Raw genomic sequence first — 14930 nt, 5'->3', positions numbered from 1 at the left:
CGCGCCGCGCTCCGTCGGCTGGGGTCGGCGGCGCGCCCCGGCGACCCGCTGTTCCCGCACGCCCTCCGCGTCGCCGTCGGCACCACCGCGGGCGAGGCGGCGGGCCGCGCCCTCGGCGACTTCTGGGGCCACGGCCTGCCCGGGCACGGCTTCTGGGCGGCACTCACCACCATGCTGGTACTGTTCCCCGACTACGGACACACCTTCGCCCGCGGCTGGGCCCGCCCCCTCGGCTCCATCCTCGGCGGCCTCGCCGCCTGGGCAGCGCTGCTGCCCGCCTGGTGGACGCCGGACCGGCTGGTCGTCGCCGCGGTGGTGCTCGCCGCGTGCGTCTTCCTCACCCTGCGCGTCGGCCAGCTGGTGCTGAACTTCTTCATCACCGCCTGGCTCGTCGTCCTCGTCGCCCGCCTGGGCAAGGCCCCCGACCTCACCGCCTGGGGCCGCCCTGCGGACACCCTGCTCGGCGCGATGATCGGGCTCCTCGTCTTTCTCGTCCTGCCCACCTACCACCACGACCGGCTGTCCTCCCTGGTCGCCGCGTGGACGGACGTCCAGCGGCGGCTGCTGAACGTACTGGTCGGCGGGCTGACCGAGCCCGGCGTGGTGCGGTACGAGGACATCGACACCCTGCGCTCCCGCAGCCGCCACACCCGCGAGCGCCTGGAGTCCGCGGTCGCCGCGCTCCGCCACGAACCGCGCGGCCACCGCGCCCGCTGGAACGCCGCCGAGATCGAGGCCGTCCAGCGCTCGATCGCCGACCTCAGCCGGTGCGCGTCACAGCTGTACGCCGCGCAGCCGCGCCGTGACGCCGACGCCGTGCCGGAGGCCGCCGAGATCGCGGCCCTCTTCGACACCCGGCTGACCGCCCTCGCCGACGCCCTCGACCGCGGCGCCCCGATCCCGGCCGCCACCGTACGGGCGTCCTTCGACGAGTCGGCCCGCCGCGGCGGCCTCACCGACCTCACCGATCACCGCTCCCCGGACGGCATCGCCCACGCCCGGGCCCGCGCCCTGACCCTCTGCCTGCGCACGGCCCTGGCGGTCGACACCTTCGCCACCGGTCTGTCCCTCAGGAGCCCTTCACCGGGTTGACGTCGTGGCTCACTGCCCGGCTCCCCCGGGGGCGTTCGGGCCGTTGGGGGAGAGGACGGTGACGATGGAGGAGTCGTCGCGCGCGGCGAGCCCGGCGCGTTCGCCCAGCAGATACAGCTGCTCGGCGGCCGAGGCCAGCGGCACCGGGACGTGTGCGTCCTTCGCGATCCCGGTCACGATGCCCATGTCCTTCACGAAGATGTCCAGCCGCGACCGCACCTCGACCGCGTCCGCCGCCTCCTCGTAGACCTGCGCCATACGCGGCCCCCGGTCGGCGAACATGAACGACCCCGCCGCGCCCCGGCTCAGGCTGTCGATCACCGTCCGCGGATCCAGGTCGAGCCCGCGCGCGAGGGCCACGGCCTCGGCGGCCGCCGCGATGTGCACTCCGGCGAGGAGCTGGTTGACGGCCTTGAGCGCCTGGCCGTCGCCGGGCTTGTCGCCGATGACGGTGAGCGTGGACGCGAGCCGCTCCAGCACGGGGCGCGCCGTCGTGAGGGCGTCGGGCTCGGCGCCGACGACGATCAGCAGATCGCCGTTCCCGGCCCGCGTCGGCCCGCCACTGACGGGCGCGTCCACGAGCCGTACGCCACGCTCGGCGAGCGCGGCGGCCGTCGCCCGGGCCGCGACCGGCCCCACGGTGCTGGTCAGGACGACCACGGCCCCGGCGCGCAGCGCGCCCGCCGCGCCGTTCTCACCGAACAGCGCGCTGTCGACCTGGGCCTGATCCCGCACGGCGAGAAGGACGACATCCGCGCCCCGCGCGGCCTCGGCCGGGGTGACCGCCGCGTCGGCGCCCGCGTCGACGGCAGCGGCCCGCCGCTCGGCGGCGATGTCGAAAACGGTCACGGGGAAGCCCCCGGCCGCCAGATGCTGAGCCATGGGAAGCCCCATGGCCCCGAGGCCGATGACGGCGGTGCGGGGTGAAGTGGCAGAAGGCATACGGATTCCTGTGAGGGTGAGGGCGAGGGGATGGGTGGTGTTGTGGCGCAGGGCAGGGGGATTTGCCCCGCCCCGCCCCTTCCCGAACCAGGGGCTCCGCCGGGCCGGCGGGTTGACCGCGTCGGCGGTACGACCGCGTGGCGCCTACGGCCCCAGCCGCAGCGACGATGCCCAGCACCGTTCGAGGTTGTACGCGACGAAGCCGGGCATCGCGCGGCCCTCGCGGGCGGCGGCGGTCAGCGCGTCGGGTCCGGTGAGCAGCATCATCGCCTCCTGAGCAGGTCGATGGCGTCCGCGAGGGCGTTGTCGTCCCCGACGTTCCCGGCGAACACGATGTACGGGATGCCGGTGCTCGGGCCGGACTCGGGTTCCCACAGCGAGACGATGCCGGGCAGCAGGGTGCCGCGCGCCCACGCCCGGCGGATCTCCAGGCCCTCGGTCGCGACGTCGCTGGAGGTGATGCCGCCCTTGGCGACGACATATGCGGGGCGCCGGGCCGCCGTGACGGCCCGTACGGTGGCGACCAGCGCGGCGGACACGCTGCGCGCGATCGCCAGGGAGTCGTCCGCGTCGGCGCCGGTGATGAGGGCGCGGCTGGTGCGTACGACGACCTCACGGGTGGCGAGCGCCTGCGCGCACGCCGCCGCCACGTCGGCGATGTGGGTGACGCGCCGCCCCTCGTCGAGCAGGGCGTGCACATCGAGTTCGAACTCGGCGATCCCGCCGCGCTCGCGCAGCCGGTCCAACTGCCGTGTGGTCTGGCCGACATGGGACCCGACGGCGATGAGTCCATGCGCAGATGCCCCGTCACCGAAGTGCCGCAGCTCGGCCGGGGTGAGCGGGGCGCGGGCCGCCTGGCCCGCCCGGGCCCGTACGAACGAGGGGCCGCACCGGTAGAGCAGTCGCGCGCCCTCGGACTCCGCGGCCGCCCCCGCCAGGGCCAGGACACGCAGATCGTCGTCGCAGAGCGCGTCCGCCACCGCCATCCGGCCGTCGCGCAGCGAGGCCAGCAGCTGGGCGACATGGCCCGGGCCGCGCAGCCGCAGGTCCTCCACGGTGATCCGTACGACGTCCCCGGCGGACACGCGCCCGCCGGTCTTCTCCTCGATCCACTCGGGCAGCCGGGAGTTGGCGTACCCGAACGTGGCGTCGCGCGCGAACTCGCTCCGGCCGACCGGAAGCATCCCGTCGGCCGTCCGCATCCAGTGCACGGAGTCGGCGGTGAACCGCCCCGCCTCGATGTACGCGGGGACGAGCACGACGCCGTCCACGGGCGTCTCCTCGGCCAGGACGTCCGTCTCCAGCGGGAAGTGCCCGCGCAGCGTGGAGTCGCTGCGACTGGCCAGGACGTAGCCCACGCCCTCGGCCGCAGACGCCTCCGCGAGGGCCCGTACGACCTCGCGGTTGCGGGCGGCGGCGGTGTCCGGGGCGAGGCTGCGGGTGTTGGTGAGGACGAAGAACGCCGTGCTGTCCTGGCGCAGCGCCCACCGCAGGTCGTCGACCCTCCAGGCGGTGAGGACGGGCACTCCGGCGACGGTCTGGGTGCCGGTGGGGTCGTCGTCCAGGACGACCAGACGGCGGCCGCCGGCGACGGCGGCGGCCACCTCGGCGGCGGCGACCTCGCGGGGCGGCGGCAGCTCGTGCGCCTCGGGGAAATGCGCGGTGTCGGTGTCGGGCATGTGCGGCTCTCCTTTCCTGACGGTTGCTCCTGGCTGTTTCCGGGCAGGCCGGGGCGCACCGCCGGTGCGGCGATGTGGGTAAGAGAGGGGGAGGGAGGGGCTAGCGGCGTGGCTCGATGACGTGGGTCTGAAGATCGTCCGCCGTCTGCGTCATGTGGTCCTCCATCGCGCGCCGGGCCTCCTCCGGGTCCCCGCCGCGCAGCGCCTCCAGGACGCTCTCGTGGTGGGCGATGGCGTTCGTACGGATCTGGGGCACGGCGGAGGTCTGCCGGCGGCCCTCGATCAGCAGCCGTCCGAACGGCTCGAAGAGCAGCGGGACGAAGGCGTTGCCGGAGGCGCGCATCACCACCTCGTGGAACGCGATGTCGGCGGTCACGAACTGCTCGGTGTCCCCGGCTTCGGCCGCCGCCCGCATCTCGTCCAGCAGCTCGGCGAGTTCGGCCAGATCGTCGTCGGTGCGCCGGATCGCGGCCAGCTGCGCGGCCCCGACCTCGATCATCTGCCGGGCCTCGATCAGCTTCTCGGAGATCGCCCCGCCCGACCGGGGCCCGGCGGCGGCCGCGCGGACCATCGGCTCCAGGGCGGTCCACTGGTCGGGGGCGTTGACGTACGTACCGCGTCCGCGGTGGATGCGGACGACGTTCTGCGAGCGCAGGACCTTGATCGCCTCGCGCAGCGTGAGCCGGCTGGCGGCGTGCTGCTCGGCCAGTACGCCCTCCGGGGGGAGGGCCGTGCCGGGCGGATAGTGGCCGTCGATGATCGCGGTCAGCAGTCGCTCGGCGATGTCGTCGGACAGCGGCATTGCTGTCGACCTCCTTGCCGGAAGCTCAGACATCAGACATCTGATGTCCAGGGAACGTAGGTGGGGTTTCGGCCATCGTCAAGACCCCCAGGAGACGTCCTGGCGAAAAGCGAGCCCCGCCCGGTGGGATCCGGGCGGGGCGTGATGTGGGGTATCAGGCGGTACCGAGCGGTAGGGGCGGATGGGGGACGGTGTGCGTGGGGACGCTTTCGTGCGGCGTTACGGCCAGGGGTGCGGTCAGGTGTCCGCGTCGATGCCCAGGGTGAGGGTGCCGCGATATCCGGCCGACGGGGTGCTGCCCAGCGCCGTCACGGCCATCAGCCCGGCGGCGGTGCCGCCGTTGCCGTAGATCCCGTCGGAGGAGAGCGGGGTGCGGGGGACGGTGTTGGTGGAGTACGGGGTCAGCTTGGCGACCGCCTGGGTGATCTTCTCGTCGAAGAAGAGCTGACCGGTGTGGATCTCGTTGCCGCCGGTGAACGAGCCGTCGGCGGTGAGGGTGACGCCCGTGTGCACCTTGATGTGGATGTGGACGCAGCGGCCGCGGTACCAGCCGGGGTAGATGCCCTTCAGCTTGGCCACGCCGTCGGTGCCGGTGAGCACGCCGCCGCGCAGGAACTTCCCGTTGTCCGGCTCCTGGTGGCCGTTGTTGCCGACGAAGCCGGAGTACTCGCCGAGCGCGTCGCAGTACCAGATCTCCACGAGCGCCTTGTTGAGCGGTGCGCAGGTGTCCTTGTCGACGACGGGGAGGACCAGCTCCAGGGGTACGCCCTGCTTGTCCTCGCTGACGTCGGCCCGTACGAGGGCGTGGTCGAGGTAGTACGGGCCCTCGGTGAGCTGCTTGGTGAGGGTGCAGATCGCGTTGGCGGCGGGGACCGCGTCCGTGGCGCCGGTGGCGGTCGCCCCGGGGCGGGTGGCGCCGGTTCCGGCGCCGATTCCGACGGCCGCGGCGGCGGCGCTTCCGGCGATCAGTACTCTGCGTCGCCCGATGGGGGCGGGAGATGAGTCTGTCATGGGCATGGAAAGTAAGGGTGTTTTCTGTGGGGCGCCTGTCAGTTCGGCAAAGTCTCCGCGCGTCAACTCTTCTTATCGCCAACTCCCTTATGAGTCAGCGGTGTTGACACCGCGAACAAGCGCTTACTAGCTTCTTCTGTGATGGCTGTCGTCTGCTGGGGCGGTCCTGACCACACCGCGTCCGGGCAGCGCATGACGCCACCGTCAGAGCCGCACCTTTGACGATCTCCACCGACCCCGGTGACCGACGTGCTTGCCGTGCGCTCCCGCAAGCGATTGCCCCTCCGGGTGGGGATCTTCCGACCGAGAGGGCTCCTTCATGAACTCCGCAGGTGACCACTTCACGACGGACACCACTACGGGGATGGGCCACAACCGGCGCCGGCTGACGGCCATCGCCGCGGGCGTGGCCGCCACCCTCGCGCTCGGGGGCCTGGCCGCGGTCTCGGACGCGGACGCCGCCCCGCGCACGGCGGGCGGAGCCGCCGCCGAGACCACCCCCGTCGGCTTCGGCGCGGGCACCACCGGTGGTGGCAACGCCACCGCCACCACCGTGACCACCCTCGCCGCCTTCCAGTCCGCCGTCGCCGGTGACAGCGCCAAGGTCGTCAAGGTGTCCGGTCTGCTCCCCCTCACCGGCCAGGTGGACATCGGCTCCAACACCACCGTGCTGGGCGTCGGTTCGGGCTCCGGATTCACCGGCGGGGGCCTGCGGCTGAAGGAGGCCGCGAACGTCATCATCCGCAACCTCGCCATCAGCAAGCCGAGGAAGCCGTCCGACGGCGTGACGGTCCAGGAGTCCACCAGGGTGTGGATCGACCACAACACGTTCTCCGCCGACCGCGACCACGACAAGGACTATTACGACGGCCTGCTGGACATCAACCACGGCTCCGACAACATCACCGTCTCCTGGAACAAATTCGCCGACCACTTCAAGGGCAGCCTGGTCGGGCACAGCGACAAGAACGCCAGTGAGGACACCGGACACCTCAAGGTGACCTACCACCACAACTGGTTCAGCAACGTCTACTCCCGCATCCCCAGCCTCCGCTTCGGCACCGGCCACTTCTACGACAACTACGTCCAGGGCGCGGACACCGCCGTCCACTCCCGGATGGGCGCGCAGATGCTGGTGGAGAACAACGTGTTCCGCGACACCGAGATCGCCGTGACGACCAGCCGGAGCAGCGACGTCGACGGCTACGCGGTGCTCCGCGGAAACGACCTGGGCGGCGGCGCCACCGAGGTCTCCCAGACCGGCACCTTCACCAAGCCGCCGTACGCGTACACGGCGGAACCGGCGTCGTCGGTGGTCGCCTCGGTGACCGCCCAAGCGGGCACCGGCAAGCTCTGACCTTCGCAACTCCCCGAGAGGACACTTTTCGTGAGATTCATCGGACGCCGCATGGCCGTCGCGGTCGCGGCGGCCCTCGCCACCTGTGCGGGCACACTCGGCGCCACCACGCCCGCGGTGGCGGATGCCAAGGCCGCCCCCTCGGGTTCTTTCAACGTCCTCACGTACAACGTGGCCGGACTCCCCGAGGGCCTGTCCTCCGGCCACCCCGAGAAGAACACCCCGCTGATCTCGCCCCGCCTGGGCGCGTACGACATCGTCAACGTCCAGGAGGACTTCAACTACCACGCCGCGCTCTACGCGGGTGACGACCACCCGTACCGCACCCCCACCAGCGGTGGCGCGGCCTTCGGCGACGGCCTCAACACCCTCTCCGACCTGCGTTACGACGACTTCGAGCGGGTCAAGTGGAGGAAGTGCAACGGCACCGACTGCCTCACCCCCAAGGGCTTCTCCCTCGCCCGGGTGCGGCTCGCCGAAGGCGCGTACCTGGACCTCTACAACGTGCACACCAACGCGGGCACCACCGACGCCGACCTCGCCGCCCGCCGCGCCAACATCACCCAGCTCTCCGACTTCATCACCGCCAACTCGGCCGGAAACGCCGTCCTCGTCATGGGCGACACCAACACCCGCTACACCCGCGCCGCCGACAACATCCGCGACCTCGCCACCCGCAACGGCCTCACCGACGCCTGGGTGAACCTCGTCCGCGGCGGCTCGGCCCCGCCCGCCGGGTCCGACGCGCTCGTGTGCGACCCGGAAAACGTCACCAACACCTGCGAGGTCGTCGACAAGGTCCTCTACCGCTCCGGCCCGCTCCTCTCCCTCACCGCCACCCGCTACAACAACGACAACACCGACTTCCTCGACGCCGAGGGCAAGCCGCTGTCCGACCACTACCCGCACACCGTGGACTTCTCCTGGAAGGCGGCCGACGGGCTCCGCGCCGGGGACCAGTTCGGCGGGCCGCACGGCACCGCCTTCAACGACGCCGACGACCTGCCCGCCACCCCCGCGCCCCGCACCCTCACCCTGCGCGGCGGCTCCCGCCTGGACGCGGTGTCCCTGACCCTGTCCGGCGGTACGACCCTCGGTCACGGCGGCAGCGGCGGCACCGCGGCCTCCCTCACCCTCGGCTCCGGTGAGCACCTCACCTCCGCCACCCTCAGCCGCGGCCAGAAGGACGGCCGCACCCGCCTCTTCTCCGCGGCCTTCACCACCGATAAGGGTCGCACCGTGTCGGCCGGAACCCCCACCTCCGACACCGCCACGTTCACCGCCCCCGACGGCTGGCAGATCGTGGGCTTCACCGGCCGCGCCGGTGACGAGATCGACAAGCTGGGCGTCATCTACGCGCCGCGCTAGCCAAGTAGGCTTCCGCCCATGCGTGATCTTGGAGTGGGCCTCGGCTATCTGGTGAAGGGCCAACGCTGGGTGGCCCAGCACGGGCGGTGGTGGGGGATCGGGATGATCCCGGCCCTCATCACCCTCGTCGGCTACGCGGCGGCCCTCGTCGTCCTCTTCTTCTGGACCGACGACGTCATCGCCTGGGCCACCCCCTTCGCCGACGACTGGGCCTCACCCTGGCTCGGCGTCTTCCGCGGCGCGCTCGCGATCCTCTTCGCCGCCGCCTGCCTCTTCCTCGCGGTGATCACGTTCACCGCGGTCACGCTCCTGGTCGGCCAGCCCTTCTACGAATCCCTCTCCGAGGAGGTCGACCGCTCCGAAGGCGGCGAGGTCCCCGAATCGGGCCTGTCGACCTGGCAGGAGGTGTGGATCGGCATCCGCGAGGCCATCGCCCTGCTCATCCGCGTCACCCTGTGGAGCGTGCTCTTCTTCGCGCTCGGCTTCATCCCGGTCGTCGGCCAGACCGTGATCCCCGCCCTCGCCCTCTGCGTGACCGGCTTCTTCCTCGCCGAAGAGCTGACCTCGGTCGCCCTGCTGCGCCGCGGCGTCCTGCTCACGGAACGCCGCCGCATGCTCCGTGGCCGCCGCCTCCTCACCGTAGGCTTCGGCCTCCCCCTCGCCGTGCTCTTCCTGCTCCCCCTGGTCTCGGTCTTCCTCATGCCGGGTGCGGTAGCGGGCGCGACCCTGATGGTCCGCGACGTGACGGGCGAGGCCGACGCCCCGTCCCAGGGCGACACCGCGGCGGACGCGCTGGGCGGCGCGTGACGGGCCACCACCCGGCCCGCGATGCCTCCGTCGTGGTGGCCCGCGACACGGACGGGCTGGTGGCTCTGCTCAGCGCCCACTTCCCCCGCCACGGTGCCGAGTACCTCTTCCTGCCGGGCGGGCGCCGGGAGGACGGGGAGACGGCGGAGGAGTGCGCGCGGCGTGAGCTGCGGGAAGAGGCGGGGATCACCGCCGGGGCATGGCGGTCGCTGGGTTCGTACGCCATCACGCTCGGCTCGACCGCTCGCGTCCACCTCTTCGAGGCCCGGCGCCTCACCTGCGGGCCGCAGGAACTGACCCCCACCGAACAGGACTTCACGCTGTCCTGGTGGCCGATGGCCGACGCGATCGACGCGGCCGCGCAGGGGCGCTTCCTCCTGCCCGCCGGGCCCCTGGCCCTGCTGCTGGCCGACCGGTGATGCCGCGCCGGGCCGTCAGCGGGTCGCGACCACGGTGAGCACCGCGCGGACCTGGGCGGTGATGGTCTGGCGGTTGTGGACGAAGTCCGGGTCGGTGATCTGGCCCGTCGCCGGGTCGGTGTTGTTCGGGCCGAATTGCAGCACGGGGGTGTGGAAGTGGCCGCCCGGGACCTTCAGGCCGACGGCGTCGCGCAGCAGGGTGGCGCGGTAGGCGATCTCGTTGGAGAGGTAGTCGCCGCCACCGCCCGCGCGGGCCGTCGAGCCCGGCGTCGGGCCGTCGGGGCGGACCACCGGGGTGGTGGCGCCCGCCGGGATCTCGGTGACGCCGGTGTTGTCGCGCACGGGGAACGGCCCGGTGTCCGCGGCGACGATCGCGGCGTACGGGAGCGTGGTCGTCGTCCACTGGGGCTGCGGGGCGGGCGTGGGGACGCCGGGCGGGACGGGGACCGTCTCGGTGCGGGAGACATTGGCGTTGTCGGGGTAGCCCCCGCGCCACGCGCCGTTGGTGCGTTCGACGTCGAAGCGGCCCACCCGGCCCTGGCTCACGGTCATGAACGCGTCCACCCGGCGCGGGCCGGGGCGGAACACCGGCAGCAGGGTGCGCTCGACCGTGCCGTCCGCGAAGTCCGCCCAGCGGACGGGGAAGACGGCGGTCTCGACGCGCGCCGGGCCCTGGGGCGTACGCAGCGTCATCCCGTCCAGCGCGAGCGCCGCCGCGCCGGAGGGGTTGGAGCGGCGGACGTCGGCGTCCAACTGGAACGGGTCGAAGCCGGTGACGACGATGCGCTTGATGTGCTTGCCCGCGGGGAGGCCGAGGGAGTCCTGCCCGCGGGAGGTCCGCTCCAGGGCGGTCAGCAGCTCGGCGCGGCGGGCTTCGCCCAGCGGGAAGTCAGGCCGCCACTCGCCGAGGGCGCGGGTCATCCCGAGGCGTGCCCAGTACAGCGGGCGGTCGTCGTCCCGGCTGAGGTCGCCACCGGCGGGCCCCCGGCCCTGCGCCCGAGCCACCGCCCGGTGCCACAGCCGCCCGCCGTCCCGCCGTACGACGCGCTCGGCCTGCGCGGCGGACCGTACGCCCGCCAGATCCCGGGCGAAGCCCGGCGCCACATCGTCGAAGCCGCTGCGGCGCAGGATCTCCTGGGGCGCGGCCCGGTCGAGGCGCTGCTCCTCGACGGTGGGGGTGCGGTCCTGGGCGGTCGCGGGGGTGGTGGTCAGGGCCAGGGGGAGGGCGGCCAGGGTGAGGGCCAGGAGGGTGCGTATCGGTGTCATGCGGGGCCTTTCGAGACGGCAGCGGAAACGACGAACCCCTCCCGCCCCGTGCGCGTGACGGGGCGGGAGGGGGAGAACGGATCGCTCAGCGGGTCGAGAAGGAGTGCACCGTCGTGGAGCGGTAGGTGTCGCCCGGGCGGAGCACCGTGGTGGGGAAGGCGGGCTGGTTGGGGGAGTCCGGGAAGTGCTGGGTCTCCAGGCAGAAGCCGTCGCCCTGCCGGTAGACCTGGCCGGACGTTCCGGCGAAGGTGCCGGTCAGGAAGTTACCCGTGTAGAACTGCACGCCGGGCTCGGTCGTCGCGATCTTCATGACCCGGCCCGACTCCGGCTCGGTCACCGTCACGATGTGCTCGGGGCGGCGGGTGAGGCCCTTGTCGAGGGCGAAGTTGTGGTCGATGCCCTGCCCGTACAGCACCTGCTGGTGGGCCTCCCGGATGTCCCGGCCGATCTCCTTGGTGCGGCGGAAGTCGAACGGGGTCCCGGCCACCTTGGCCAGTTCGCCGGTGGGGATGAGGGTCTTGTCGACCGGGGTGTAGCGGGAGGCGGCGATCTGGAGGCGGTGGTCGTAGATGGACCCCGAGCCCTCCCCGGCCAGGTTGTAGTAGGTGTGGTTGGTGAGGTTGACGACGGTGGCCTTGTCGGTGGTGGCCTCGTAGTCGATGCGGAAGTCGCCCGCCGCGGTGAGGGTGTAGTCGACGCGCACGGTGAGCGCGCCCGGGTAGCCCATCTCGCCGTCGGGGCTGACCCGGCGGAGGGTGAGGCCGACGTCGGCGCCCTTGCGGAAGGGCTCGACGGTCCAGACCCGCTTGTCGAAGCCCTTGTCGCCGCCGTGCAGGCTGTTGGGGCCGTCGTTGACGGGCAGCTGGTACTTCGTGCCGTCGAGGGTGAACGTACCGCGGGCGATGCGGTTGCCGTAGCGGCCGATGAGGGCGCCGAAGTACGGGCTGCTGGCGACGTACGAGTCCAAGTCGGCGAAGCCCAGCGACACGTTGGCCCGGCGGCCGTGGCGGTCGGGGATCTCCAGGGTCTGGACGACCCCGCCGTACGACAGCACGCTCAGCTTGGTGCGGCCGTTCTCGATCGTCCAGCGGTCGACCTTCGTGCCGTCGGCCAGCGTGCCGAANCAGCTTGGTGCGGCCGTTCTCGATCGTCCAGCGGTCGACCTTCGTGCCGTCGGCCAGCGTGCCGAAGTGTTCCTTCACCGCGTGTTCCGTCACCGCGCGTTCCTTTCCGGATGCGCCGCCGGGGCTCGCGTACGCGGGGCCCGCGGCCGCCACTCCGGCGGCCGCCGCCGCGGCCGTGATCACCGTGCGTCTGCTCGTGGTCATGTGCGGCTCCATAGAAGTCGATGCGTCAGGGGGAGTGGGGGAGGCGGGCTACGAGCCGACCCGGCGCTTGTTCCAGACGTCGAAGCCGACCGCCGCCAGCAGGACCAGTCCCTTGATCACCTGCTGGTAGTCGGTGCCGATACCCACCAGCGACATGCCGTTGTTGAGCACGCCGAGGACCAGGCCACCGATGATGGCGCCCAGCACGGTGCCGACACCGCCGCTGGCCGAGGCGCCGCCGATGAACGCCGCGGCGATGGCCTCCAGCTCGAAGTTGAGGCCCGCGCTGGGGGTGGCGGAGCCCAGTCGGGCGGCGAAGACCAGACCGGCGAGCGCGGACAGCAGACCCATGTTGACGAAGACCATGAACGTGACGCGCTTGTCCCGCACACCCGACAGCTTGGCCGCCGGCTGGTTGCCGCCGAGGGCGTACACGTGCCGTCCGACGACGGTGTTGCGCATCACGAAGCTGAAGATCACGAAGAGCCCGGCCAGGACCAGCAGCCCGTACGGTGCCCCGTGCCAGCTGGACAGCGTCATGGTGAAGGCCATCACGGCGGCCACGATCGCGGCGCACTTGACGAAGAACAGCCCGAGCGGCACCACGTCCAGCTCGTAGGCCGCCCGCTGCTGCCGGCCACGCCACTCCTGCCATACGGCGGCGGCACAGACGACGAGGCCGATCACCATGGTGGGGTTGTGGTACTGCGTGTACGGGCCCATCTCCGGGATGAACCCGGTGCTCAGCTTCTCGAAGCCGTCGGGGAACGGCGACAGCGACTGCCCGTCCAGCAGGATCTGGGTGCCGCCGCGGAAGGCCAGCATTCCGGCCAGGGTGACGATGAAGGACGGGATGCCGATGTAGGCGATCCAGAAGCCCTGCCACGCCCCGGCGGCCGCGCCGATCAGCAGGCACAGGACCACCGCGAGGCCCCACGGCATGTCGTGTTTGATCATCATCGCGCCGGCGGCCGCGCCGATGAAGGCGACGAGCGATCCGACCGACAGGTCGATGTGCCCCGCGATGATCACGATCATCATGCCGATCGCGAGGATGAGGATGTAGCCGTTCTGCTGCACCAGGCTGGTGACGTTGCCCGGCCGCAGCAGGATGTCGTCCGACCAGATCTGGAAGATGACGATGATCAGGGCGAGCGCGACCAGCATCCCGTACTGCCGCATGTTGGTCCGCATGCCCTGGAGCAGCAGCGTCCCGAGGCTCTTGGAGCCCTCGGCCGGCGGTGGGGCCGGGCTCTCGGTCTTCTGCGTGGCCGTGCTCATCCTTCGTCTCCTCTGTCCCTGTCCCTGGTCATGTGGCGCATCAGAACTTCCTGGGTCGCCTCGGCCCGGGGAACCTCCCCGGTCAGCCGTCCGGCCGCCATCGTGTAGATCCGGTCGCACATCCCCAGCAGCTCGCCCAGCTCGGAGGAGATGAAGACGACGGCCTTGCCCTGCGCCGCCAGGTCGTTGATGACCGTGTAGATCTCGTACTTGGCCCCGACGTCGATGCCGCGGGTGGGCTCGTCGAGGATGAGCACCTCGGGACCTGCGAAGATCCACTTACTGAGCACGACCTTCTGCTGGTTGCCGCCGCTGAGCCGGCCGACCCGCTCGAAGACCGTGGGTGCCTTGATGTTCATCGTCTTGCGGAACCGCTCGGCGACCCGGGATTCCTCGTGCTCGTTGACCAGACCGCGGCGCGCCACCTTGCTGAGCGAGGAGAGCGAGACGTTGCGGCTGATGGTGTCGTCGAGGTTCAGCCCGTACGTCTTGCGGTCCTCGGTGACGTACGCGATGCCGTGGTCGATGGCCTCCGGCACGGTACGGGTACGGACCTCCTGCCCGTCCCGGAGGACCCGGCCGCCCGCGTAGCGGCCGTACGTCCGGCCGAACACGCTCATCGCCAGCTCGGTGCGGCCCGCGCCCATCAGCCCGGCGATGCCGACGATCTCCCCGCGCCGGACGTTCAGCGACACCCCGTCCACGACCTTGCGCTGCTGGTCGATGGGGTGGTGCACGGTCCAGTCCTCGATGGCCATGGCCACCTCGGAGGCGTCCTTCCCCTGGTACGGGGTGCGCTCGGGGAAGCGGTGGTCCAGGTCCCGGCCGACCATGCCGCGGATGATGCGGTCCTCGGAGACCTCTGGTTCGGACTCCGGGGTCTCCCGGACCGACAGGGTCTCGATGGTCTGGCCGTCGCGCAGGATGGTGACGGAGTCGGCGACCCGGCGGATCTCGTTCAGCTTGTGCGAGATGATGATCGAGGAGATGCCCTGCGCCTTGAACTCCAGCAGCAGATCGAGGAGTTTGCCGCTGTCCTCGTCGTTGAGCGCCGCGGTCGGCTCGTCCAGGATGAGCAGCTTCACCTCCTTGGAGAGCGCCTTGGCGATCTCCACGAGCTGCTGCTTGCCCACGCCGATGTCGGCGACCCGGGTCTGCGGCGAATCCGACAGACCCACCCGCTTCAGCAGCGCGTTGGCGTGCTTGAGGGTTTCGTTCCAGCTGATCAGACCGCGTTTGGCGTGCTCGTTGCCGAGGAAGATGTTCTCGGCGACGGACAGGTAAGGGATCAGGGCCAGTTCCTGATGGATGATGACGATGCCGCGCTGTTCGCTGGCGCGGATGTCCTTGAACGCGCACGGCTCGCCCTCGAAGAGGATCTCGCCGTCGTAAGAGCCGTGCGGATGGACGCCGCTGACCACCTTCATCAGGGTGGACTTGCCCGCGCCGTTCTCCCCGCAGAGGGCGTGGATCTCGCCCTGCCGCACGCGGAGGTTGACGTCGGAGAGCGCCTTGACACCGGGGAAGGTCTTGGTGATGGAGCGCAGTTCGAGAATGGTGCTCATAGCCCGGACCCGC

The 14930-nt window shown here is 71.5% G+C and carries 12 protein-coding genes and 1 pseudogene; 5 read left to right on the top strand and 8 right to left on the bottom strand.

The genetic code is table 11. From position 1 onward, the window contains the following. The coding region (locus tag EEJ42_RS01045) for an FUSC family protein (protein WP_148081804.1) at positions 1–1092 on the top strand (1092 nt) is incomplete at its 5' end. A 9-nt stretch (positions 1093–1101) separates the two neighbouring features. Here the strand turns inward: EEJ42_RS01045 and EEJ42_RS01040 are convergent. The 4 genes from EEJ42_RS01040 to EEJ42_RS01020 form a co-directional block, all read right to left on the bottom strand. Then, positions 1102–2034 carry an NAD(P)-dependent oxidoreductase gene (locus EEJ42_RS01040; protein ID WP_123098150.1) on the bottom strand — a complete coding sequence of 311 codons (933 nt, stop codon included), beginning with the start codon at positions 2032–2034 and terminating at the stop codon, positions 1102–1104. A gap of 263 nt (positions 2035–2297) precedes the next feature. Next, on the bottom strand, positions 2298–3713 hold the full coding sequence (locus EEJ42_RS01030; RefSeq protein WP_123098149.1) for a four-carbon acid sugar kinase family protein: 1416 nt from the start codon (positions 3711–3713) through the stop codon (positions 2298–2300). 100 nt (positions 3714–3813) lie between these two features. Beyond that, positions 3814–4515, bottom strand: coding sequence for a FadR/GntR family transcriptional regulator (locus tag EEJ42_RS01025; RefSeq protein WP_184502873.1), 702 nt, complete (start codon positions 4513–4515; stop codon positions 3814–3816). Positions 4516–4752: 237 nt separating this feature from the next. Continuing rightward, entirely contained in the window at positions 4753–5532 is a 780-nt protein-coding gene (locus EEJ42_RS01020) for an intradiol ring-cleavage dioxygenase (RefSeq protein WP_123098147.1), read from the bottom strand. Positions 5533–5890: 358 nt separating this feature from the next. On the opposite strand from EEJ42_RS01020, the gene EEJ42_RS01015 reads away from it, so the two are divergent. The 4 genes from EEJ42_RS01015 to EEJ42_RS01000 are packed head-to-tail and all read left to right on the top strand — an operon-like array spanning position 5891 to position 9477. Further along, the gene (locus tag EEJ42_RS01015) at positions 5891–6883 is read left to right on the top strand and encodes a pectate lyase family protein (protein WP_184502874.1); all 993 of its coding nucleotides are present in this window, start codon (positions 5891–5893) and stop codon (positions 6881–6883) included. Positions 6884–6934: 51 nt separating this feature from the next. Next, entirely contained in the window at positions 6935–8251 is a 1317-nt protein-coding gene (locus EEJ42_RS01010; protein WP_425472834.1) for a jacalin-like lectin, read from the top strand. A gap of 18 nt (positions 8252–8269) precedes the next feature. Continuing rightward, the gene (locus EEJ42_RS01005; protein WP_123098145.1) at positions 8270–9058 is read left to right on the top strand and encodes an EI24 domain-containing protein; all 789 of its coding nucleotides are present in this window, start codon (positions 8270–8272) and stop codon (positions 9056–9058) included. Further along, positions 9055–9477, top strand: coding sequence for an NUDIX hydrolase (locus EEJ42_RS01000; RefSeq protein WP_123098144.1), 423 nt, complete (start codon positions 9055–9057; stop codon positions 9475–9477). Before EEJ42_RS01005 ends, EEJ42_RS01000 begins: the two co-directional genes overlap by 4 nt. A 15-nt stretch (positions 9478–9492) precedes the next feature. Here the strand turns inward: EEJ42_RS01000 and EEJ42_RS00995 are convergent, their stop codons facing one another. From EEJ42_RS00995 to mmsA, 4 genes and pseudogenes are all read right to left on the bottom strand, one after another. After that, a complete protein-coding gene (locus EEJ42_RS00995) occupies positions 9493–10743 on the bottom strand; it encodes a pyroglutamyl-peptidase I (protein ID WP_123098143.1) in 1251 nt (416 codons plus the stop codon). Positions 10744–10828: 85 nt separating this feature from the next. Further along, positions 10829–11902 (bottom strand): annotated as a pseudogene (locus EEJ42_RS00990) (aldose epimerase family protein); the annotation flags it as partial. Between the two features lie 217 nt (positions 11903–12119). Beyond that, positions 12120–13352 carry a multiple monosaccharide ABC transporter permease gene (gene mmsB / locus EEJ42_RS00985; RefSeq protein WP_123098141.1) on the bottom strand — a complete coding sequence of 411 codons (1233 nt, stop codon included), beginning with the start codon at positions 13350–13352 and terminating at the stop codon, positions 12120–12122. Beyond that, entirely contained in the window at positions 13349–14917 is a 1569-nt protein-coding gene (mmsA, locus tag EEJ42_RS00980) for a multiple monosaccharide ABC transporter ATP-binding protein (protein ID WP_123098140.1), read from the bottom strand. The genes mmsB and mmsA overlap by 4 nt, the downstream gene beginning before the upstream one ends. Positions 14918–14930 lie beyond the last annotated feature (13 nt).

The organism is Streptomyces botrytidirepellens, from assembly GCF_003721215.1.
In the GTDB taxonomy this organism is placed as follows: Bacteria; Actinomycetota; Actinomycetes; order Streptomycetales; family Streptomycetaceae; genus Streptomyces; species Streptomyces himastatinicus.
Note: the sequence above shows the minus strand (reverse complement) of the source record. Positions and strands in the feature narration are given on the sequence as shown.

What these genes read in the sequence shown, in the direction of transcription:
- EEJ42_RS01040 (WP_123098150.1), bottom strand. Translation starts at nt 2,034, where the DNA reads ATGCCTTCTGCCACTTCACCCCGCACCGCCGTCATCGGCCTCGGGGCC.
- mmsB (WP_123098141.1), bottom strand. Translation starts at nt 13,352, where the DNA reads ATGAGCACGGCCACGCAGAAGACCGAGAGCCCGGCCCCACCGCCGGCC.
- EEJ42_RS01015 (WP_184502874.1), top strand. Translation starts at nt 5,891, where the DNA reads ATGGGCCACAACCGGCGCCGGCTGACGGCCATCGCCGCGGGCGTGGCC.
- EEJ42_RS01005 (WP_123098145.1), top strand. Translation starts at nt 8,270, where the DNA reads ATGCGTGATCTTGGAGTGGGCCTCGGCTATCTGGTGAAGGGCCAACGC.
- EEJ42_RS01020 (WP_123098147.1), bottom strand. Translation starts at nt 5,532, where the DNA reads ATGCCCATGACAGACTCATCTCCCGCCCCCATCGGGCGACGCAGAGTA.
- mmsA (WP_123098140.1), bottom strand. Translation starts at nt 14,917, where the DNA reads ATGAGCACCATTCTCGAACTGCGCTCCATCACCAAGACCTTCCCCGGT.
- EEJ42_RS01030 (WP_123098149.1), bottom strand. Translation starts at nt 3,713, where the DNA reads ATGCCCGACACCGACACCGCGCATTTCCCCGAGGCGCACGAGCTGCCG.
- EEJ42_RS01010 (WP_425472834.1), top strand. Translation starts at nt 6,935, where the DNA reads ATGGCCGTCGCGGTCGCGGCGGCCCTCGCCACCTGTGCGGGCACACTC.
- EEJ42_RS00995 (WP_123098143.1), bottom strand. Translation starts at nt 10,743, where the DNA reads ATGACACCGATACGCACCCTCCTGGCCCTCACCCTGGCCGCCCTCCCC.
- EEJ42_RS01025 (WP_184502873.1), bottom strand. Translation starts at nt 4,515, where the DNA reads ATGCCGCTGTCCGACGACATCGCCGAGCGACTGCTGACCGCGATCATC.